22 protein-coding genes are annotated in these 21,975 nt (G+C 46.7%); 9 read left to right on the top strand and 13 right to left on the bottom strand.

All coding sequences use genetic code 11. From position 1 onward, the window contains the following. Window positions 1-16: 16 nt before the first annotated feature. Entirely contained in the window at window positions 17-1,099 is a 1,083-nt protein-coding gene (locus tag FD961_RS02565) for a TRAP transporter substrate-binding protein (RefSeq protein ID WP_071464823.1), read from the bottom strand. Window positions 1,100-1,152: 53 nt separating this feature from the next. Further along, window positions 1,153-2,454, bottom strand: coding sequence for a metalloprotease PmbA (gene pmbA / locus FD961_RS02560; RefSeq protein WP_369821173.1), 1,302 nt, complete (start codon window positions 2,452-2,454; stop codon window positions 1,153-1,155). A gap of 71 nt (window positions 2,455-2,525) precedes the next feature. Here pmbA and mog point away from each other — a divergent pair, with 71 nt between their 5' ends. Further along, window positions 2,526-3,149, top strand: a complete 624-nt coding sequence (gene mog / locus FD961_RS02555) for a molybdopterin adenylyltransferase (RefSeq protein ID WP_215393971.1) — start codon at window positions 2,526-2,528, stop codon at window positions 3,147-3,149. 33 nt (window positions 3,150-3,182) lie between these two features. On the opposite strand, the gene orn is transcribed toward mog, so the two are convergent. Then, window positions 3,183-3,770: an oligoribonuclease gene (orn, locus tag FD961_RS02550; protein ID WP_215393970.1), complete on the bottom strand. Its 588-nt coding sequence runs from the start codon at window positions 3,768-3,770 to the stop codon at window positions 3,183-3,185. A 15-nt stretch (window positions 3,771-3,785) separates the two neighbouring features. Between orn and FD961_RS02545 the strand changes: the two genes are divergently transcribed. Both FD961_RS02545 and rsgA read left to right on the top strand, forming a co-directional pair. Further along, entirely contained in the window at window positions 3,786-5,036 is a 1,251-nt protein-coding gene (locus FD961_RS02545) for a M48 family metallopeptidase (RefSeq protein WP_215393969.1), read from the top strand. 14 nt (window positions 5,037-5,050) lie between these two features. After that, on the top strand, window positions 5,051-6,064 hold the full coding sequence (rsgA, locus tag FD961_RS02540) for a ribosome small subunit-dependent GTPase A (RefSeq protein ID WP_215393968.1): 1,014 nt from the start codon (window positions 5,051-5,053) through the stop codon (window positions 6,062-6,064). On the opposite strand, the gene FD961_RS02535 is transcribed toward rsgA, so the two are convergent. The 6 genes from FD961_RS02535 to rpsP form a co-directional block, all read right to left on the bottom strand. Next, a complete protein-coding gene (locus FD961_RS02535; RefSeq protein WP_215393967.1) occupies window positions 6,009-6,968 on the bottom strand; it encodes a CobD/CbiB family protein in 960 nt (319 codons plus the stop codon). The two genes, rsgA and FD961_RS02535, sit on opposite strands and share 56 nt — an antisense overlap. Beyond that, a complete protein-coding gene (locus FD961_RS02530; protein ID WP_215393966.1) occupies window positions 6,965-7,702 on the bottom strand; it encodes a CoA pyrophosphatase in 738 nt (245 codons plus the stop codon). The genes FD961_RS02535 and FD961_RS02530 overlap by 4 nt, the downstream gene beginning before the upstream one ends. Window positions 7,703-7,768: 66 nt before the next feature. Further along, window positions 7,769-8,164, bottom strand: a complete 396-nt coding sequence (gene rplS / locus FD961_RS02525) for a 50S ribosomal protein L19 (RefSeq protein ID WP_071464816.1) — start codon at window positions 8,162-8,164, stop codon at window positions 7,769-7,771. A 123-nt stretch (window positions 8,165-8,287) separates the two neighbouring features. Continuing rightward, window positions 8,288-9,034: a tRNA (guanosine(37)-N1)-methyltransferase TrmD gene (gene trmD, locus FD961_RS02520; protein ID WP_215393965.1), complete on the bottom strand. Its 747-nt coding sequence runs from the start codon at window positions 9,032-9,034 to the stop codon at window positions 8,288-8,290. A gap of 4 nt (window positions 9,035-9,038) precedes the next feature. Further along, window positions 9,039-9,605, bottom strand: coding sequence for a ribosome maturation factor RimM (rimM, locus tag FD961_RS02515; protein ID WP_215393964.1), 567 nt, complete (start codon window positions 9,603-9,605; stop codon window positions 9,039-9,041). Window positions 9,606-9,698: 93 nt separating this feature from the next. Continuing rightward, window positions 9,699-9,944, bottom strand: a complete 246-nt coding sequence (gene rpsP, locus FD961_RS02510; protein ID WP_071464813.1) for a 30S ribosomal protein S16 — start codon at window positions 9,942-9,944, stop codon at window positions 9,699-9,701. Between the two features lie 225 nt (window positions 9,945-10,169). On the opposite strand from rpsP, the gene FD961_RS02505 reads away from it, so the two are divergent. Both FD961_RS02505 and FD961_RS02500 read left to right on the top strand, forming a co-directional pair. Then, a complete protein-coding gene (locus FD961_RS02505) occupies window positions 10,170-10,700 on the top strand; it encodes an META domain-containing protein (RefSeq protein ID WP_215393963.1) in 531 nt (176 codons plus the stop codon). A 24-nt stretch (window positions 10,701-10,724) separates the two neighbouring features. After that, window positions 10,725-11,171 carry a hypothetical protein gene (locus FD961_RS02500; RefSeq protein ID WP_215393962.1) on the top strand — a complete coding sequence of 149 codons (447 nt, stop codon included), beginning with the start codon at window positions 10,725-10,727 and terminating at the stop codon, window positions 11,169-11,171. On the opposite strand, the gene FD961_RS02495 is transcribed toward FD961_RS02500, so the two are convergent. The 4 genes from FD961_RS02495 to FD961_RS02480 are packed head-to-tail and all read right to left on the bottom strand — an operon-like array spanning window position 11,165 to window position 16,454. Beyond that, on the bottom strand, window positions 11,165-13,654 hold the full coding sequence (locus tag FD961_RS02495) for a DNA internalization-related competence protein ComEC/Rec2 (protein WP_251371314.1): 2,490 nt from the start codon (window positions 13,652-13,654) through the stop codon (window positions 11,165-11,167). The genes FD961_RS02500 and FD961_RS02495 overlap by 7 nt on opposite strands. Before the next feature lie 4 nt (window positions 13,655-13,658). Further along, complete coding sequence (locus FD961_RS02490; protein ID WP_215394328.1) at window positions 13,659-14,495, bottom strand: TatD family hydrolase; 837 nt, start codon at window positions 14,493-14,495, stop codon at window positions 13,659-13,661. A gap of 11 nt (window positions 14,496-14,506) precedes the next feature. Next, complete coding sequence (locus FD961_RS02485) at window positions 14,507-15,202, bottom strand: ABC transporter ATP-binding protein (RefSeq protein WP_215393961.1); 696 nt, start codon at window positions 15,200-15,202, stop codon at window positions 14,507-14,509. After that, window positions 15,195-16,454 (bottom strand): lipoprotein-releasing ABC transporter permease subunit, encoded by a 1,260-nt coding sequence (locus tag FD961_RS02480; protein ID WP_251371343.1) that lies wholly within the window; start codon window positions 16,452-16,454, stop codon window positions 15,195-15,197. Before FD961_RS02480 ends, FD961_RS02485 begins: the two co-directional genes overlap by 8 nt. A gap of 49 nt (window positions 16,455-16,503) precedes the next feature. Here FD961_RS02480 and FD961_RS02475 point away from each other — a divergent pair, with 49 nt between their 5' ends. The 4 genes from FD961_RS02475 (at window position 16,504) to lysS (ending at window position 21,973) form a co-directional block, all read left to right on the top strand. Continuing rightward, a complete protein-coding gene (locus FD961_RS02475; protein ID WP_215393959.1) occupies window positions 16,504-17,493 on the top strand; it encodes a hypothetical protein in 990 nt (329 codons plus the stop codon). Continuing rightward, a complete protein-coding gene (recJ, locus tag FD961_RS02470) occupies window positions 17,490-19,253 on the top strand; it encodes a single-stranded-DNA-specific exonuclease RecJ (protein ID WP_215393958.1) in 1,764 nt (587 codons plus the stop codon). Before FD961_RS02475 ends, recJ begins: the two co-directional genes overlap by 4 nt. A 46-nt stretch (window positions 19,254-19,299) precedes the next feature. Next, a protein-coding gene (prfB, locus tag FD961_RS02465) for a peptide chain release factor 2 (protein WP_215393957.1) occupies window positions 19,300-20,404 on the top strand; the annotation gives its coding sequence in 2 pieces (ribosomal slippage) (window positions 19,300-19,380 and window positions 19,382-20,404; 1,104 coding nt in all). Window positions 20,405-20,416: 12 nt separating this feature from the next. Beyond that, the gene (lysS, locus tag FD961_RS02460) at window positions 20,417-21,973 is read left to right on the top strand and encodes a lysine--tRNA ligase (protein WP_215393956.1); all 1,557 of its coding nucleotides are present in this window, start codon (window positions 20,417-20,419) and stop codon (window positions 21,971-21,973) included. Window positions 21,974-21,975: the final 2 nt, after the last annotated feature.

Below are 21,975 nucleotides of genomic sequence, written 5' to 3'. Positions count from 1 at the left end.
AAAGCAAAGTAGCCTCTTACAGTTTTTTATTGAAACTGTATTGAGCAAATGCTTGCTCAGCAACTCCAAACCACTGCGCTTCCATATTTCTAAAGACGCGATAATCATCAAAGATCTTTTTAAATTGCGGATTCTTGGCAGACTCTTCAGCATAGGTCTCTTGGCTGGCTTTAAAACATGCATCCATTACAGAAGTATTAAATTTACGCAATACGGCGCCATTTTGCAAAAGACGTTGTAAGGCAGGAGGATTGAGGGCATCGTACTTTGCGCACATATCAGTATGAGCCTCAAAGCAAGCTGCCTCCCATGCTGCTTGATATGAAGGCGGCAATGCATCCCACTGTTTTTTATTCACTAAAAACGATAGTCCTGCAGCGCCCTCCCAAAAGGCCGGATAGTAATAATTTTTGGCTACCTTTGCCAAGCCAAGCTTTTCATCATCGTATGGCCCAACAAACTCAGCAGCATCAATGGTGCCCTTTTCTAGGGCTGAATAAATCTCACCAGCGGGCAGCTGTTGCGGGACAACGCCTAGCTTTGCCAATACTTGACCGGCAAAACCCGCGATCCTGAATTTGAGCCCCTTAAGATCTTCTGGTGATTTAATTTCTTTACGGAACCAACCGCCCATTTGAGTACCAGTCTGACCGCCCAGAAAATTGACAATGTTGTAGCTTGCATAGAGTTCACGCATTAACTTCATGCCATTACCGTGCAGCATCCATGCGGATTGCTGACGGGCAGTCATACCAAATGGGGCTGCAGTATCAAAAATGAAGGCGCTATTTTTACCTAAGTAGTAATAACTAGCTGTGTGACCGCACTCTACGGTGCCATTTTGAACAGCATCTAGCACCTGCAATGCCGGCACAAGCTCACCAGCTGCAAAGACTTTGACATTAAATTTACCGTCCGTCGCCTTACGTAAAGAGTTTGCAAAGACTTCTGGAGTGCCATACAGAGTGTCCAGAGATTTAGGAAAGCTAGATACCAAACGCCAGTTGAGCGTAGGCAAACTTTGTGCAATTGCTGGGGCACCAATCGCTGCAACTCCTGCACCTATCGTTGCCTTCTTTAAAAAAGAGCGTCTTTGCATTCCAATCTCCCTTCAGTATTTTTCAATATTTATTACAGATTCTATTGCTAGGTTTATTTTCCACCAACCGTCATTGATCCAATCAAAATTGAACCCGTCTCCTTAGTGCCTCTGATTAAGGTATCGCTACCAATCAACGCAATATCTAAAAGCATATCGCGCAAGTTACCGGCAATCGTTACTTCTTCCACTGGATACTGAATCTCACCATTCTCAACCCAGTAGCCAAATGCACCGCGAGAGTAATCTCCAGTCACATAATTGACGCCCTGACCCATTAATTCAGTCACAAGCAAACCTGTTCCCATTTCTTTTAAGAGCGCAGGCAATCCCCCTTTCGGCGTCTTCTTGCTTTGCAATGTTAGGTGATGTGAACCACCTGCATTACCAGTGGTCTGCATACCTAGCTTGCGCGCAGAATAGGTAGAGAGAAAATAGCCCTCCAAAATTCCTTTATCGACAACCGTACGAGCAGCAGTTTTCACACCCTCTTCATCAAATGGTGCACTACCTGTCATTGCTTTGAGATGGGGATTCTCAAAAAGACTGACATGTTTAGGTAACACTTGTTTTCCGAGGCTATCGAGCAAAAAACTCGAGCGACGGTATAAAGCTCCGCCAGACACTGCTTGCACCAAACCACCAAGTAAGCCCGCCGCTAAGGGCGCCTCAAAGATCACAGGGCAGCGGCGTGTAGTGAGCGACCGCGCCTTTAAACGTGAGAGTGCTCGCTGAGCCGCATACCTACCAATTGCCGCAGGATCGGCTAACTCCTCGGGAATACGCGAACTGGAATACCAATCGTCCCGTTGCATGTGAGATTTTTTCCCACCTTCGCTTGCAATGGGTGCGCACGAAATATAGTGACGAGAAAATGGATAACCCCCCATAAATCCGTGTGAGGTTCCCATCATGAAATGGGCATGGTGCGCAGAGACTGATGCACCATCACTATTTTGAATTTGCTTACTCACTGCAAATGCAGCGCCTTCTGATATACGCGCAATTTCTACTGCGTGCTTTGCATCAATATCCCATGGGTGGAATAAATCCAGATCCTGTGGATTTTTTTCTAATAATTCTGCTTCGGCTGGACCAGCGCAATTATCTTCAGCGGTATGCTGGGCAATGTGATACGCAGCATCTACGGTAGCCTTTAAAGACTCTTTTGAAAAATCACTCGTGCTGGCATTACCTCGGTGATGACCCAAAAATAAAGTCACCCCCACCTGTTTATCCAGACTTTGCTCAATGGTCTCAACCTCGCCCTTGCGAACGGTTACTGAAAGCCCTTGACCTTCGGAGATCTCCGCGACCGCGTCAGAGGCACCCCTTCTTTTGGCCTCTTTGAGCATGAAATTGATAATTTCTTGAAACTGGCTAGATGAATATGTAAACATGCCCTAATAATAGCTAGAATAGAAACATGAAGCATACCGAAGCCCTGAAACGCAATACGCCTAATGAGGTCAAAATTGGCCTGATTTCGGTTTCTGACCGCGCCAGCAAGGGCGTTTATCGGGATGAAGGCATACCGGCGCTCCAAGCATGGCTCATGAAGGCAATTAGCAATACCTGCACCTTTCATGAGCGTCTCATTGCAGATGAAACAGAAATCATTACGGAATCGATTATTGAGTTGGTAGATGAGTTTGGGTGCGACCTGGTACTGACCACTGGTGGAACTGGCCCATCTCTTAGGGATGTAACTCCTGAAGCCACTATTGAAGCTGGTACACGAGAAATGCCAGGCTTTGGCGAGCAAATGCGTCAGATCAGCCTTAAATTTGTACCCACAGCCATTCTGTCTAGACAAACTGCAGTACTTCGTGAAATCGAAGGCCACGCTGCCCTGATCATTAATTTACCTGGTCAACCTAAGTCAATCGCAGAAACTCTAGAGGGTCTCAAGGATGAGAACGGTAAATCGATTGTGCCCGGCATCTTTGCCGCCGTACCTTACTGTATTGACCTCATTGGCGGACCCTATATTGAGACCAATGAAGAGGTCATCAAAGCCTTCCGACCCAAGAGCGCTCTTAAGAAGTAAGGCCCACAAAGAGGTCCGCAATTGCGGACTTTTTTATTGAGGAAGTGGCACGATAAATTTATCGCGGTAATACTTCAACTCTTCAATCGATTCTTCAATATCAGCCAAAGCAGTATGTGCCTGCTTTTTGGTAAAACCTTTTACCAACTCGGGATGCCAACGCTTGCAGAGTTCTTTTAAAGTGGATACATCCACATTTCGATAATGAAAATAGGCCTCTAACTTAGGCATGTACTTAGCCATAAACCGACGGTCCTGACCAATGGTATTGCCACACATCGGAGCAATACCAGCCTTGATATATTTCTTCAAAAAGGCAAGGCATTCTGCTTCTACCATTGCCTCATCCATGGTGGAGGCTTTGACTTTGTCAATCAAGCCTGAGCGGCCATGGGTACCCTTATTCCAAGCATCCATGGCATCTAATAGAGCATCTTCTTGATGCACTACCCAAACAGGGGCTGTTGCAATGGTATTCAGATGAGCGTCTGTCACAATAATTGCGATTTCGAGAATCCGCTCTGTTTCGGGGTTAAGCCCCGACATCTCCATATCCACCCAAATGAGGTGCTCATTAGCCGGTGCCACCTTGCCTGCTGCTGTATTCGTTTGTTCGCTCATATCTATAATGATCTCATGACCTTCACAATTGTTTTCCTAATCGCCTTTATCGCCAGTTTTGGCCTCCGCCACTGGCTCTCTCAACGGCAAATCCGCTATGTTGCCCGACATCGAGATACCGTACCTGCGGAGTTTGCTGAAAAAGTGACTCTGGCTGAACATCAAAAAGCTGCCGACTACACCATCGCCAAATTACGCCTTAGTATTTTAGAAAATGGTGTGAGCGCCGTTATTTTAATTGCCTTCACTTTATTGGGTGGTCTAGAAATTCTGAATCTCATCCTACTGCAATTCATGGGCGAAGGCATTGGTCAGCAAATTGCTCTACTTGCTTCCATTGCCATCATCTCGGGAATGATTGATCTTCCCTTTTCCTGGTACAAACAATTTCATTTAGAAGAGCGCTTTGGCTTTAACCGCATGGGTAAAAAATTATTCTTTACCGACATGCTTAAAGGGGTCGCACTTGGCGGACTTATTGGCTTGCCATTGCTTTGGGTAATTCTGACTCTCATGCTCAAAGCAGGAGGCCTTTGGTGGCTCTGGGCTTGGGCAGTACTCTCCGTATTTAGCCTCTTAATGCAATGGATCTTCCCAACATTTATTGCACCCCTGTTTAATAAGTTTCAGGCTTTAGAAGATGGTCCACTCAAAACCCAAATCGAAGCCTTGCTTACCCGCTGCGATTTTGCCAGCCAAGGCTTGTTTGTCATGGATGGTAGCAAGCGGAGTGCGCACGGCAATGCATTCTTTGCGGGCATGGGAAAAGCAAAACGGATTGTCTTCTTTGATACGCTGATTGAAAAACTCAATCCTGGCGAAGTAGAGGCGGTTCTTGCACATGAACTAGGCCACTTCAAGTGCAAACATATTCGCAAGCGTCTGATCGTTTCTTTTGCTTTGAGCTTTGCAATGTTTGCATTACTGGGTTGGATCAGTACCCAAGTTTGGTTTTATACCGATCTGGGCGTCATGCCCAATCTCAATGGCTATAACGGTGGCCTAGCTCTCGCCCTGTTTATGTTGGTATCACCAGTATTTAGCTTCTTCCTTACGCCACTAGGAAGCCTTGCTTCACGCAAACACGAATACGAAGCCGATGGCTTTGCTGCAGAAAAATCGTCAGCCAAAGATTTGATTTCTGCTTTAGTGAAGCTATATCAAGATAATGCTTCAACCCTGACGCCTGATCCGATCTATACCGCTTTCTATAGCTCGCATCCTCCTGCCCCATTGCGCATCGCTAACTTGCAGCGTTTTAGCTAGAGCAAACCAATAGCATGGAACAATTTCACGCGCTACTGACCGCTTCTTATGGAAGGCATTATTTAGCGCAGCGTCTAGTTGGGGATGCACTTGGCAATGAATCGCCCAGTGGTCCACTCATTCAGGTGAGCACTCCGGCGAAACAACATATCGGCGCTGTTGGTGATCGCATGCTATTGGAAATGACCTCGGCCGATCAAGCACGCATCATTCAGATTGAGCCTCGCGAGAACATTCTGTATCGTTCAGATGCTTTCAAGAGCAAGATTATTGCCTCTAATGTTGATCAAATTTTAGTGGTGCTAGCAACACAACCTGCTTTCTCGCCCGATCTCTTGGGAAGAGCCGTAGTAGCTGCTGAAGCCAATCAAATTGGTTTACATATTTTGCTCAATAAGTGCGATCTCAAAGATAACTTAGAACATGCTCGCAAAATCATTGCGCCTTATGCCCGCATGGGCTATCCAGTGAACGAAGTATCGGCAAAATTTGATAGCACCTCGATTGAGCTCTTGCGCCCTGTAATCGCAGGCAAAGTATCTGTTTTTGTAGGTCAATCAGGAATGGGTAAATCTAGTCTACTAAATGCCTGGGTTCCCAATGCTGCAGCACTCACTCAGGAATACTCAGTTCGCTTAGACACCGGTAAACATACTACTACTGCTTGTCGCTATTTTGAATTGCCTGAAGCTTGGGGTCGAAGCGAATCTGGAAAACTCGGCGCACTCATTGATTCACCAGGCTTTCAAGAATTTGGTCTGGCTCATATGTCGGTCAGCGAGTTACAACATGCCTTTAGAGAATTTAAAGACTTGTTAGGCAAATGCCGTTTTCATAATTGCACCCATCAGTCCGAACCAGATTGCGCTGTACGTGATGCAGTAGACAGAAATGAAATAGCGCCAGAAAGACTGGCGCTATTTAGGCAACTGCTTTCAGATTCAAAAACAGCGGATACTCAAATTCAGGGAATTAGCCAAGCCAAAGAGCGATGGTCAGCATTAGCAACAAAGCCATCCAAGCGATAACTAAGCGCCACACCAAACCTACCGCAGAACGCATTGTGCGCTCAGTCGGCTCAAGACCGACTTCATAAGCCACCGGCTCTCCAGCCTCAGCCATACGCAAGGCCTCATCACTATCCGGCTCACTCAGAGGCTCACCCAAACGCACGCCTAGTGCCCCACTACCTGCTGCCAAGATCACTGCATTCAATGGGTCAGCCCATTTTTGGGTCAAGTAGCGCCATGCATACACTGCGCCCTCAAAGTTGCCAACAATGGCAAAACCCATCGCAGTGATTCGTGATGGAATCCAATCTAATACATAGAAGAAATGACGCGCAGCTTCGCTCAGGTTGTAATCACCACGCTCAGACCAACGCTGTGCAGCGATGTCAGCCAAGCGATAGAGAACCACACCTGCAGGACCCATTGGCATCATGAACCAGAAGAGCACACCAAAGACATGGCGATGTGAACCAATAATGGCGCGCTCAAGCGCCAATGAAATTACCTCGGCTTCAGAAAGTTCTGAGGTATCCAGTTCTGGGCCATACCATTCAGCAAGGGCTAAGCGTGCTGCAGGCAAATCATGGGCTTCAATTGCTTCATGAACTGCAGTAAAGGAGTGGCTGAACTGACGGAAGCCAAAGAATAAGTAAGCAATTACGATATTCCACAAGAAACCCAGAACCGGATAAGTCACCATACAAGTGACGTACACCATAAATACTAAGAAGGTTGGAAGAATGAATGCAACCATACAAGCCATACGCGCGCCCACTGGGCTTGCACCTGCGTCAGTCTTGCCACCGAATTCAGCAGCAACCCAATCCAACCAACGAGCGCTCATACGCGCAATCCAATGGCTAGAAGTCACTGGGCGATATTGCTCAGCAATGAGGGCGAAGAGGATAGAAAAGAAAGTCATACTTTTAATAAATGATAAAGGTTACGCAACATTCCCGCAGTAGCACCCCAAATAAAGCGGCCCTCATAAGGCATTGAATAAAAACGACGCCCGCCCTGCTCACTTTGCCATAGTCTAACCTGATGGTTGGCAGGATCTAATAAAAAATTCAGTGGCACCTCAAAGATATCGGCCACTTCAAACTCATCTAAGACATATTCTGCCTGAGGCTGGACTAATCCTACTACAGGGGTAACGCTATAACCAGACACCGTCAAATATTGAGGAAGATGTCCGATGATCTCTACCCGCTGAGGATCTAAACCGATCTCTTCTTGACTCTCCCTTAAGGCAGTGTCATTTGGACTCAAGTCCTCGGGGTCCATACGCCCACCTGGAAAACTAATCTGCCCAGCATGATCACGTAAATGATTCGTTCTTTGAGTCAGCAAAACAGAGAGGCCATCTTCTTTCAATAGCAGCGGAATTAATACTGCTGCTCTGGTTACTTTTCCGACCGCCTGACGACGAGCAATAATGTCGGCCGCAATGACGTGACGATTCTCGTCCGTAATTTCGGGTTGCCATTCTGGGGGGGATTGAAGACGCTGCCTCAATCCCTGTGGCGCCAGAAATTCAGGGGCAACCTTTTTATCGCCAGCGCAAACCTCATGAATCGGAATGGCCTCCGCATTAAAGCCTGGGGGCGCAGCTACATTAATTGCGTCTTCTTCGGGCTTTGAGGTTTTGGGCATAGTCATATTCTAAGGCAACAAAAAAGGCGACCTAGGCCGCCTTCTTGGTTTGCTTCAAAGCAGCAATTATTCAGCAGCAACAGCAGCTGTTGGTTTAACACGTGCTTGAAGTTTTTCTTTAATACGTGCTGACTTACCAGAACGATCACGCAAGTAGTACAACTTGGCACGACGTACATCACCGCGACGCTTCACTTCAACGCTAGCGATCAATGGTGAATAAGTTTGGAAAGTACGCTCAACGCCTTCACCAGAAGAAATCTTACGCACGATAAAGCTGGAATTAAGTCCGCGATTACGTTTAGCAATCACAACGCCTTCAAAGGCCTGGGCACGCTTACGTGTACCCTCAACTACGTTTACGCTAACAACTACTGTGTCACCAGGCGCAAAGCTTGGCAAAGTTTTATTAGCACTTAAGCGAGCAATTTCTTCTTGCTCAATTTTTTCAATTAAATTCATTTTGAATCCTTAAACATCGTATTAGCGTTTAATCCCGAGATATAAATCAACGGACCTAATAGAGGATGCAGTTAAAACAATTTCACTAAACCAAAAAACCAAACCTTTAAATCACTACTGAATTCACAGCGAGCGAAGAAATTGTTCATCTTCTCGGGTTAGCAACCCATTGGTTCTGGCCAAATCAATTAAGTCCGGCCTTAACCTCAACGTCAGCTCTAAAGACTTCTGCCGACGCCAATCCGCTATTTTAGCGTGATGTCCGCCTAAAAGCACGTCCGGCACCGATAAATTTTCATAAACCTCTGGCCTGGTGTAGTGCGGATAGTCCAAAAGACCATTCATAAAGCTGTCCTGAGTGGCAGATTGGCCATCTCCAAGAGCCCCAGGAATCAGCCTAATAACCGCATCCATCATGGCCATAGCGGGGATTTCACCCCCAGAAAGGACAAAATCACCTATGGAAAGCTGCAAATCGACGTTCCGCTCAACAAAACGTTGGTCTATTGCCTCATAGCGACCACAAACAAAGGTTAAGTTGCCCATATTCAGGATATCGGACGCCATTTTTTGAGAAAAACGCTCGCCTTGAGGAGCTAAAAGACAAATTGGCCCCGTTTTTACTCCGGCAGCCTGGTGGGAGGCCTTGATACCGGTAACCGCATCTTCGAGGGGCTTGGCCATCATCACCATGCCTGGTCCACCACCATAGGCACGATCATCTACCGTCTTACGAGCATCAGAACAAAAATCTCGCGGGTTCCAAAGATGAATACTCGTTAAAGATTGCTCACATGCGCGACCAGTAATGCCCCACTGCGTGAGTGCAGAAAACATCTCCGGAAATAAGGTGACAACATCAAAGCGCATGTTTTTATTGCCAGTCCAATTGCCAATCGAGCGTGATCGTCTTGTTTGGTAAGTCTACGTTTTGCACCACTTCTTTTACGAAAGGAACTAAGTATTGAATATTTTTGCTACCAGCATCGCCGATAGCGATTACGCCATGCGCGCCATTTTCAGTAACGTCGATAACATTACCTAAGGATTCATTTTGCAAATTGATTGCATGGCAACCAATTAAATCAACCCAGTAATAAGAATCACTCTCTGCTTTTGGAAAGGCATCACGCGCAACCAAAATACGGGCTCCCTTGAGAGCCAAAGCCTGATCACGATCAGTGACGCCCTCTAGCGCAACGACTACATTGCCGCTATGCATCTTGGCGCTCTTAACTTTGTATTGAGTCAATGAAGCTTGCTCTACAGACGCAGAAACGCCAGCATCCCTACGCGGGATTAGTGAAATCCAAACTGTTTTAGAAGAGAGAAGTGCTACAGGGTCTGGAGAGTGAGGTCTAACCTTCACTTGCCCCTGCAAACCTTGCGCCTCAGAAATAGCGCCAAGCTCGATCAAATCATTTAGGGAAGGTGTACTCATTTGCAAGCCACCCTATCCTCCTAAAATGAAACTACCAATCAATTTCGTCACTAAAAGCATCATCCTCAAGATGACGCTTTTAGTAAGCGAATATTAAACAGCAGGATTGTTCTTAATTAAACGAACAACCGTTGGAGAAATTTGCGCTCCAACACCAGTCCAATAGGTCAAACGATCTTGAGCGATGCGCATGGCTTGCTCAGATGCAGCTGCTTGTGGATTGAAGTAACCAATGCGCTCGATAAAGTTCGAGTCACGACGGTTGCGCTTATCAGTAGCAACGATGCTGTAAAAAGGGCGCTTCTTAGAGCCGCCGCGTGCCAGTCGAATGACGACCATACTTATTCCTTAAAATCTAAAAATGAAAACAGGTTGATTACAACCCAATGAAATTTCTACAAAAAACCTTGGGCTCCAGCTCACCAACTAAACGTACGGTAAAGCGGAAAACCTCATATTCTAGACGAAAACCCCTACTTCTTCCACCTATTTAAGCGTCTAAACCAGTAGAATAGTAGCGATAGTAATATAAAAAATACATATAAATCAAATACTTATAACAATATGCCCCTAAAAACACCCCTTTTCACCATCAACAGAGAGAGCTCAAAAAGCCTCCTGGTTGCACTTTCTTGGGTGGGAATAGGCCTTTTAAGTGCTTGTGCGAACGTGATTCCACCCTGCGGCGCCAAAATCAGCCCTCCTAGCAGCGAACTGCGTAATACCAAATGGGAGCTCAATCGCTGGAATCTGGCACCCAATAGCAATGGTGAGGTGCGCGCCAGACCAATCCCTCAGGGCGAGGCCAGCAACCCTATTCAAATTACCTTTGATGCTAAGGGTCAACGCATCAGTGGCTCAACTGGGTGTAATCGCTTTACTGCAGAACTGGATGAAGATGCTCGCGGCTTCAGTCTAAGCAAAATCACCAGCACCAAAATGGCCTGCAGCCCACAGCGTATGGAATTAGAGAATGACTTTCTCTATGAGCTCAATGATTACCGCAGCATCGTTCGTAATGGCGACCAGTTACTCATGATTGGCACTGACCGTGAAGTGCTAAGTTTTGTTCAACGCCCTACTGCCAATAAATAAACTAATTACCTATTCAACAAGACCATGAAAAAATCCAAACTCCTATTTTGCGCACTCGGATTATTTTTTCCTGGTAGCGGTCTCAATTGTTTTTATCTACAGGGAATCAAATCCTTTTGGGCTTGGACGCAATTGCTTGCATTGATAGGTGGCGTTATTGGTTGGGGCCTTCTGAAAGATGCACACTTTCTCTCAGCGCCAGGCTGGGTACTTCTCACTTTTGGGTTTATTGCCTTAGAAGCCAGCTGGCTCACCACTATTACCTTTGGTTTGCGCCCTGATGAAAAATGGGATGCTCAATTTAACCCTGGTATTGCAGAGCAGGATCGTTGTCAATCGGGTTGGCTTGTCATCCTTACTGTAATTTTCTCGCTCGTACTTGGTGCTGGCGTCATGATGACATTTCTTGCAATTGCATTTGAGCAATTTTTCATTTCTCAACTTCAAGAAGCTAGAAAACTTTCTCAGTAATCCTGGGCATCTTTGCGGTGCCATAAGCGATCAAGCTCTTGTCTCCAGAATTTGACGGAGTACTTAGAGCCTGAGCCGAATAACCAGAGTTGCGCTCCCGTTATCGGTGTTTGATAAAACGGTATGCCCATGTTTGCATATCGTGCGGTCACTGTTGGATGTGGGTGACCATAACGATTGCGATAGCCATTCTGCGCAAAAGCAATTTCTGGATTTAACTTCTTAAGTAACTCCAGTGAGGAAGAAGTTTTGCTGCCATGGTGTGGGGCCATAAACACCAACTCGCGACCACCAATTGAATTGAGAGCAGGCCCATCCAAACGATCAATAATGTGAGATTCACCTTGCCTTTCGACATCCCCCGTTAGCCACAAAGAATGATTTTGGTTGCGTACCTCAAGTACGCAACTCATTTCATTGGGCTTCAGGGAGTATTGATCCTGAAAAAGGGTTTCTTCATGTGGATGCCAAATCAAAAAATCGACACCATCCCAATTCCAATGCTGGCCATAGCGACAGGGAAGACTAGGGATTTTTCTAGACTGCAAATTCAATAACAATGCGTTGTTATTGGGCAAAGAACCCATCATCGAACCAAATGAAACTTGTTTTAGTAAAGTAGCTGCCCCTCCAACATGGTCACTATCGCTATGACTAATCACCATACGATCAATGTGCGCAATTCCTCTGCCCCTCAAATAGGGCAGAATCACTCTTTGCCCAGCATCATCTCTTTTTCCCTGAATGGGACCCGTGTCATATAAGAGCGCTTTGCTACGCGTCTCAATCAATACAGCCGTACCCTGCCCAATATCCAACACCGTAGCTCTAAACTCCCCGGGCTTTAGGGAGGCAATTCCTAAAGTACTTAGTGGAGTAAATAAGAATAATGAGGGAAGCAAAGCTAGCGCTCTCAATTGATAATCCTTAAGTAACTCCCCAGGACGAATGGCATAAATAATTCCGGCTCCTGATAAAAGTAAGAGCCACCATTCTGGCTGCCTAGACCAAGCGACCGCCCAACTCCAACCAGCCATCCACTCCAACATGATTCCCAAATATTCCATTGATAGGTGTGCGGGCAATAAGAGCCATCGCCCCATAAAGTCTGGCAATAATGCCCCGGCAATAGCTACAGGAGTCACCACATAACTCACCAAAGGAATCGCAAATGCATTGGCAAACGGTGAGACTACTGAGACTTGATAGAACCAATATAAAGTGAATGGCAATAGCGCAATCGTGACAACTGCTTGAACACGGCATGCCTCACGCAAGGCTTGCAATACACGAGTCGACCAATGTACCTCTGGCTCTTTACCGGTGGGTATGCCAAGCAATCCCGAAGAGTTACCCATCGCAAAGAGAATGGCTGCAACTGCTCCAAATGAAAGCCAAAAGCCGGGGGTGTACGGCGCCATTGGATCAATCACTAAAACAAAAGCCAGTGCCCACCACCAAATATCAAAAGATCGTGGGTTCCTGCCGGTCCAAAGTGCGAAAGCTACAACACCAACCATATACATCGTTCGTTGCGCCGGTATCTGAAATCCAGCCAACCACGCGTAGATAAATGCCGTTACAAATCCAGAAGCTGCGGTAACCTTGCTAATCGGAATGAGAAGAGGCCAAGTGCGGCGTCGCCAGAGCATTGCCGCAAGAGAGGCGCCAATACCGGCCAACATAGTGACATGCAAACCCGATATAGAAATGAGGTGCCCTATGCCCGTTGCATTAAATACTTGCCAATCTTCTTGATCAATCGCATTTTGATCGCCCATCACCAAAGCAATGATCACGCCTGCATAGCGCGCATCTTTAGGTAAAAGCGATTGAATCTTTTGACGCAACTTCCAGCGTGCCAACTCCATTCGTAAGGCAAATTCAGCATAGCCAATCTCTTGAGGTAGCAAAAGCTCACCAGACCTTACTGAGCCACTAGCACCAAAATCTTGATGAAAAGACCAACGCTCAAAGTCAAAGGTGTATGGATTTAATGAACCATAAGGTCTTTTGAGTTTGACTTTCAATTTCCATCGCTGGCCAGGAATGATTTCAGGAATGGTCTGATTACTCCTCCATGCAGGCTGCCAACTTAAATAGATTCGCTTTGGAAATGGTGCAATTTCATCCCTACCAGAAAGAAGATGATCGATTTCAAATGCAAATTTGGCGCCTGTAGAGCTACTCTGTGGCAAGGCAATGACTCTACCTTCTACGCCTAATTCTCTTCCCTCTAACTCAATATCCAGAATGTTTGCTAGACGATTTTCCGCATAGCGCGCATTCCATGCAAAGCCAATACTAAATAGCAAGATGCATATCAAAATCTGCCGACACCATTGAGAGCGAGGCTGTAAATATAAGAAAAATGAACAGGGTGCACTAACCGCAAAACATGTCAGCAGCCAGCCAGATGGAACTTGTGGCAAAAAGAAAAGGAATGATCCCCCGGCAATAAATGCCGTTATCGCTAAGCGCAAGGATTTAAGAGGCTAAGGTTAGATTTGGATTGTTGGCACAGAGCGCCGACCAACGTGGTAATACTTGCATGGCATTGCGCCATACGGCAGATGCAAATTCAACATCGCTAACGCCACGAATACCAGCCAACTGTTTAGCAATGCGAGGTAGGAAAGCAGGCTCATTAAATGCAATACCCTCCCCCCTCAACCAAGCTGGTGGAATATCGGGCGAATCTGTTTCAGTAACAAGGCTATCAAGCGGTAGCTCAGTTAAAAGCCTGCGAATCTGTAGTGCTCGCTCATACGTTGCTGCACCACCAAACCCCAACTTAAAACCCAGTCCAATAAATTGCTCGGCCTGCTGAAAACTTCCATTAAATGCATGTGCTATCCCACCAGGAATTGTTCGATCTCTGAGAGCTTTCAAAATAGCATCCTGAGAGCGACGGACATGCAATATCACGGGTAATTGATACTTCTGAGCCAAATCTAATTGCGCATGAAATAAATATTCTTGCTGATGAGGATCTAAACCTTCGACGAAATAATCTAAACCGATCTCACCAACACCTACAAATCGAGGATCAGATAGTGATTGGACGATTTGTTCTTCCAAAACGGCTAAGTCGTCTTCATGGGCTTGATTGGTATACAAAGGATGAATGCCCAGCGTATAAACCAAACCCGGAATGTCATTGCTATATTGAGAGGCCAGTGCTCTTACATTTTGACAATCAGCGGCTTTAACTGCAGGCAACAAAATAGCCTTTACGCCCTTTTCACTTGCAGCTGAAATGGTCGATGACAAGGAGTTTGAAAACTCTGGTGCATCAAGATGGCAGTGAGTATCGATCCACATGGGATGCTGGGTCATTGCGCGAAAGTCTTTAATACTCCGCGCTCTAAATGCAAAATACGATCACAACGTTTAGCGCGTACTGGATCATGCGTCACGATCACAAAGGCAGTGCCTTGTTCGCGAGCAATATCTAACATCAAATCAAACACACCATCAGCAGTTTCGGTATCTAAGTTTCCAGTAGGCTCATCAGCCAACACACATGTTGGATTGCCAACCAATGCCCTAGCTACCGCAACACGCTGACGCTCGCCACCAGATAGCTCAGCAGGTGTATGTAATTCACGCTTTGCCAAGCCTACGGCTTTGAGCATCTTGCTGGCGCGCTCCATTGACTCCTCGTTACTGAGGCCACGAATGCGCAATAGCAATGCCACATTCTCTACTGCGCTGAACTCATCTAATAAATGATGGAATTGATAAATAAAACCTAAACTCTGATTGCGCAAGCGATCTAACTTGGCAACCGATAGCTGATTGATATTGGCACCATCCAATAAGACCGAGCCAGAACTTGGAGCATCTAAGCCGCCCAATAAATGTAGCAATGTACTCTTGCCAGAACCGGATGAGCCCACAATAGCCACCTTCTCAGAGGCTGCAACATCCAAGTCAACCGATTTAAGGACCTCTACTGCGGTAGGCCCCTGACCGTAAGTCTTGGCGAGGCCTCTGGCTACTAATATTGGTTTTGGCAGATCACTCATAGCGCAGAGCCTCCGCAGGCTGAACCTTAGCAGCACGACGACTAGGGTACAAAGTTGCTAGCACCGATAAGCCAAAGGCCATTAAACCCACCGTGACCACATCACCCAAACGAACATCAGATGGCAACTCGCTAATAAAGTAGACCTCGCGTGGTAAGAAACGCACGCGGAAGATAGCTTCAATCGCAGGAACAATCACATCAATGTTGAGTGCGATGAGCAAACCCAATCCAACGCCTGCTAAAGATCCCAGCAAACCGATTGCCAAACCCTGTACTAAGAAAATGCGTTGAATTAAACCCGGGCTCGCACCCATCGTTCTCAAAATCGCAATATCTGCCTGTTTCTCATTGACCGTCATTACCAAAGTAGAAACTAAGTTAAATGCGGCCACTGCAATAATTAAAGTCAATATGATGAACATCATTTTCTTTTCAGTTTGAACAGCTGCAAACCAGTTGCGATTTGAGCGTGACCAATCTGTAATCCATAAAGCCTGGGGTACTACAGCAGCAAGCTCATTAGCAACTTCTGGTGCACGCTGCATATCATCTACCTTGACACGTAAGCCTGATGGATCATGAAGGCGCAGCAAGGCTGCAGCATCTTTCCAATGCATCACAGCTAAAGAGCTATCGTATTCATAGTGACCACTATCAATAATGCCAACCACTTGGAGAGTGCGCATACGCGGCATAGCACCTGCAGGCGTTAAATCACTTTCAGGAACAATGAGATTAATGCGATCGCCAACATGAGCACCAACCAAAGACGCCAGTTGAGCACCCAAGGCAACGCCAAAGCTTCCAGGCTTGAGATCATCAATGCTACCGGCAATAAATTGTTTAGGTAGATCAGAAACTTTACCCTCCTCGCCCGGAGCAACTCCTCGAATCGCAACGCCACGCATGACATTGTCGCGAGTAAGCAAGCCTTGGGAGCTGACCATTGGAGCAACACCAATGACGTGTGGCTGCGCTGCCACTTTTAGAGCAAGCGGTTCCCAGTCTGCCAAACCATCTGGTGAGGTGATTTCTACATGGGATAGAACGGAGAGCATACGATCCCGTACGTCTTTCTGGAAACCATTCATCACCGATAGGACCACAATGAGCGAGGCAACCCCTAAAGCAATGCCTGCAGTAGAAATTCCGGAAATAAATGAAAGGAAGCCATCGCGCTTGCCAACCGTCTTGCGACGCTTGGAGCGGGTATAGCGCAAGCCAATTTCTAGCTCAATAGGAAGTCTCAACATAGCCACAGTTTAGACAATTGCACGGGCAAACTGATGGAATACGTAAATGCCACCTAAAATCAGGGAAATGACTGCAAACGCTACCTCCCCTCAAAACGCCAAAAGCACTCTAAGGCGCTTTACCCTGATGTTATCGGGGGAAGATGTCTTAGAGGATCAAGACATTGGGGATCAGCCACTAAAAGGGCTGCCCCATGAACGCTTTCTGCTCGGCGATCTAGTGCCAATTGCACCCATTCTGCTGGTGGGACAGTCCGAGCAGGAGGTAAATCCTCATTTAGAGATCGCTTGCTTACAGCCTGTCCATTTACATGCTACACGTGACCATCTCATTTTGATGAACCAGAATCAGGTCGATCTGATAGAAACTGAATCCTCCCAACTTCTTAAGGCAGCACTTCCCTTTATTGAAGAGGATTTTCAAAATTCAGTGCTGTTTCATAACCAGTACTACTGGTTTATTCCAGCAGGTCCTTTTGCAAGCCTAGCAACATACAGCATTGATCAAGCGCATGGTCGCAATATTGATTGGTGGATGCCACGAGACACCCATGAAGAAGGACTAGCAAAACGTTGGCGCAAATTGCAAAATGAAGTGCAGATGCTTTGGCATATCGATCCCACAAATGAAGAGCGTGAGCAACGTGGCCTACCAAGTATTAACTCTTTATGGATTAGTGGCATCGGCAAACTCAATGATGTTCATGCGCCTAAAGCCATCAAACAGTCACAACAGATTTATGGTGAACACCCCATGATGACAGGGCTGGCGAAGTATTTAAGCATCCCATGCAGCCCTACTATCAAAGCCGATACACTGGTCGGAGCGTTTGCATGGCTGCATCAGCCAGAGTCGATATGGCCGCAAGTAAACAAGGCTCTCGCTGATAAACAACTAGATGAATTGCTCATCATTGATTTTCCTAATGGCAAAATACGAGAGCGCATCGTCACTCAAAAAGACCTATTGAAAAAATCTTGGGCATTCTGGAAAAAAGCTGAGCCTCTTACCTGGCATGAAATTATTTCGTCATGAGTCTTTTTTCTCAACGCCCTTTTTCTGAACGCACTGCCACTTGGTTACAGCAAAGCGGTTTACATCCTTTGCTAGCGCGTTTATATGCTGCTCGTGGATTGGAATCTCCCGAAGAGCTCTCGCTGGAATTAAGAAACCTGATCTCTCCAACTGAACTGAAGAGTTGCATCAGCACTGCCAGCTTGCTTGCGGATATTCTGGAGAAAAAAGAAGTAATGCTCATCGTGGCAGACTACGACTGCGACGGCGCTACAGCTTGTGCGGTAGGCCTACGAGGCCTGCGGATGTTGGGTGGGCCAGATACCCCTATTCATTTTCTTGTTCCCAATCGCTTTACGATGGGCTACGGCTTAACGCCTGAAGTCGTTGAGCTCGCAGCACAACAAACACCGAAACCTAAATATCTCATTACAGTAGATAACGGTATTGCCAGTGAAGCTGGTGTAGATCGCGCTCGCGAACTTGGCATGGAGGTCATTGTGACCGACCATCACTTGCCTGGTGATCGATTGCCAAATGCGACTGCGATTGTGAATCCCAATCAACCTGGATGCACGTTTCCTAGCAAAGCTCTCGCTGGTGTCGGTGTCATGTTTTATGTATTAGTAGCACTACGTGCAGAACTACGTAAGCGGGGGAAATTTACTAACGAGACTCAACCTAAAGTGGAGAATCTCTTAGATCTCGTTGCACTAGGTACCGTTGCTGACGTTGCGCAACTTGATCGCAACAATCGCGTCTTGGTTTCCAATGGTTTGAAACGCATTCGGGCTGGCATCTCTCAACCTGGCATTCAAGCGCTATTTCAAGCGGCAACTCGGGATCCCCGCAAGGCCAATACCTTTGACTTAGGATTTGCTATCGGCCCTAGACTCAATGCTGCCGGGCGTTTAGCGGATATGACTTTAGGCATTCGCCTATTACTGACTGACGACGTCGATGAAGCAATGACGCTTGCCCAGGAACTCGATCGTATTAATCGTGAGCGTCGTGTGATTGAAACTGGCATGCAAGAAACTGCGCTTGCTCATCTTTCAGAAGATCAACTTGCGGGAACAATGGCGCAACGCACAAGCATTTGCCTGTGGAATCCTGAGTGGCACCAAGGGGTGGTTGGCATTGTGGCTTCACGCTTAAAAGAACGTTTTAACCGCCCTGCGATTGTATTTGCGCCCGATGGCAACACTGGAGAAGAGTTACGTGGCTCTGGCCGATCGCTGACTGGATTTCATTTAAGGGATGCGCTCGATATTGTTTCAAAACGCGAGCCGGGCTTGATTCTTAAATTTGGTGGTCATGCAATGGCGGCAGGTCTGACAATTCGCAAAAGTGATTTTGAGAAGTTTGATGCTTGCTTTCAGGAAGTAGCAAACAGTCTATTAACGGATGAAATCCTGGAGCGTCGCCATCCACATGATGGCACCCTGCAGCCTTCTGAATTTACCTCTGAGATTGGTGACCTTCTCGCCGAAGAGATCTGGGGTCAAGGCTTTCCGCAGCCCGTCTTCTACGGAGATTTCGAAATCACCCAGCAAAGCCTCATGAAAGAAAAGCATTTGCGCCTGATGTTGCGTCCGCTAGGTTCTGATCCTGCACAAGACAAACAAGCAGCTAAGCCATTAACGGCTGTCTGGTTTAACCATACCCAAACCTTGCCGGCTAAAGCCAAACTTGCTTACCGCCTAGTAACCGATCGTTATCAGGGCCAAGCCCGCGTTCAGCTGATGATTGAGGCGCATGATGAGAGTTCCAGCACCTAGGTCCGCAGCAGAGAGTCGGATGCAATAACCCCCTTATAATTAGGGGATGGAAGCTGAACAACTAAATACTATTTCAAATACCTTGTCCGATCTGCTCACCCGTGAGCAAGCTCTTCGGGGGTATCTTTGACTTCGAAGTAAAGTCACGTCGCCTTACTGAAGTTAACTCGATCCTGGAAGATCCCACAATTTGGGATGATCAAAAGAAAGCCCAAGCGCTCGGCAAAGAAAAAAAATTGCTCGACGGCGTGGTTGCCACCCTTACGGATTTAAATGCCAATATCACTGGCGCCATCGAACTCTTCGACATGGCTAAAGAAGAAAGTGATTTTGAAACAATCGCCGCAATTGAATTAGACGTTGAAGGCTATAGCAAGATTGTTAATGATCTTGAGTTCCGCCGCATGTTCCACAATGAGATGGATTCTTGCAATTGCTTTATTGATATTCAAGCAGGCGCTGGCGGCACTGAGGCTTGCGACTGGGCAAGCATGCTCTATCGTCAATACCTTAAATATTGTGAACGCAAAGGTTACAAAACCGAGATTCTGGAAGAGTCGGATGGTGACGTTGCCGGTATCAAGAGTGCCACCATTAAAGTCGATGGTGAATACGCTTATGGCCACCTTCGCTCTGAGACGGGCGTGCATCGCTTAGTGCGTAAGTCTCCATTTGATTCATCTAATGGACGCCATACTTCATTTGCCTCTATCTACGTCTATCCGGAGATTGATGATTCGATTGAGATTGAAGTCAACCCCGCAGACATTCGTACTGATACCTACCGCGCTTCTGGTGCAGGCGGTCAGCACATTAATAAAACTGACTCTGCGGTGCGTCTAACCCATATTCCAACAGGGATTGTGGTGCAGTGTCAGAACGATCGCAGCCAACACCGTAACCGTGCTGAAGCCATGAGCATGCTCAAGTCACGTCTTTACGAACATGAGATGCAAAAGCGTCGTGCAGAGCAAGATAAGTTGGAGGCTAGCAAAACGGATGTGGGCTGGGGTCATCAGATCCGCTCCTATGTTTTGGATCAAAGCCGCATCAAAGATTTACGCACTAACGTTGAGATCTCCAATACTCAAAAAGTATTGGATGGTGATCTTGATGCCTTCATTGAAGCCAGCCTGAAACAAGGCGTTTAATTACTCACGAATATGAACGATAAAACGAATTCATCTAATACCCAAGCCCCAGCTACTGAAGTAGTTGATGAGAATCACATCATTGCGGAGCGTCGTGAAAAGCTTGCGAAGTTACGTGAAAATGGTGTCGCATTTCCGAATGACTTTGTACCAACCCATTTAGCTGCCGACTTACATACCCACTACGACAGCTTGACCAAAGAAGAGTTGGCTGAGAAGAAGATTCATGTGAAAGTTGCTGGCCGCATGATTCTCAAGCGCGTGATGGGTAAAGCAAGTTTTGCCACCATCCAAGATCGCACAGGCCAAATCCAGTTTTATATTAATGATGAAATTACTGGTGCAGATACCCATGGCGCCTTTAAGCACTGGGATATGGGTGACTTTATTTCTGCTGAAGGCAATCTTTTTAAGACCAATAAAGGCGAGCTCTCGGTTGAAAGTAGCAACTTGCGCTTACTGAGTAAATCCTTGCGTCCTTTGCCAGATAAGTTTCATGGCCTCTCCGATCTTGAGACCAAATATCGTCAACGCTATGTAGACTTGATCGTCAACCCAGAGAGTCGCAACACATTCAAAGCCCGTAGCAATGCCATTGCATCGCTACGTCGCCATATGCTGGATGCCGATTTTATGGAAGTAGAAACTCCCATGCTCCACCCCATTCCAGGCGGTGCAGCTGCCAAACCTTTTATTACGCATCACAATGCTTTAGATATGCAGATGTTCTTGCGTATTGCGCCTGAGCTTTATCTCAAGCGTTTAGTGGTCGGTGGCTTTGAGCGTGTATTTGAAATCAACCGCAACTTCCGCAACGAAGGTGTCAGCCCCCGCCATAACCCAGAATTCACCATGATGGAGTTCTACGCGGCATATACCGACTACCGTTGGTTGATGGATTTCACTGAAGGCCTAATTCGTGCAGCGGCAATGGATGCACAAGGCACAGCAGTATTGACTCATCAAGGTCGTGAATTGGATTTGAGTAAACCATTCCAACGCCTGACCATTAATGAAGCGATCCTCAAGTATTGCAGCCAGTCGGGCAAAAGCTATGAAGCAGCCCAGCTCGAAGATATCGCCTTTATTCGTGCCGAGTTGAAAAAAGGTGGTGAGAATCCCGATTCTCCAACCCTCAAGAATGCTGGCATTGGAGCCCTGCAATTGGCTTTGTTTGAGTTAGTGGCTGAAGAGCACCTCTGGGAGCCAACTTACATTATTGATTACCCAATTGAAGTAAGCCCGCTTGCAAGAGAGTCCGATACTCGACCTGGCATCACCGAACGCTTTGAGTTATTCATTACCGGTCGCGAGATTGCTAACGGCTTCTCTGAGTTGAACGATGCTGAGGATCAAGCCAATCGCTTCCGCAAGCAAGTAGAACAAAAAGAAGCAGGTGATGAAGAAGCAATGTACTTTGACCATGACTTCATCCGCGCCCTCGAATATGGTATGCCCCCAACAGGCGGCTGCGGTATTGGTATCGACCGTTTAGTGATGCTGCTCACAGATGCGCCAAACATCCGTGATGTGATTCTCTTCCCGCACTTACGTCGCGAAGAAGAGTAAAA

It is taken from the genome of Polynucleobacter sp. TSB-Sco08W16 (assembly GCF_018687455.1).
GTDB lineage: Bacteria > Pseudomonadota > Gammaproteobacteria > Burkholderiales > Burkholderiaceae > Polynucleobacter.
The sequence above is the reverse complement of the archived record's forward strand: the minus strand, read 5'-3'. Positions and strand labels throughout refer to the sequence as shown.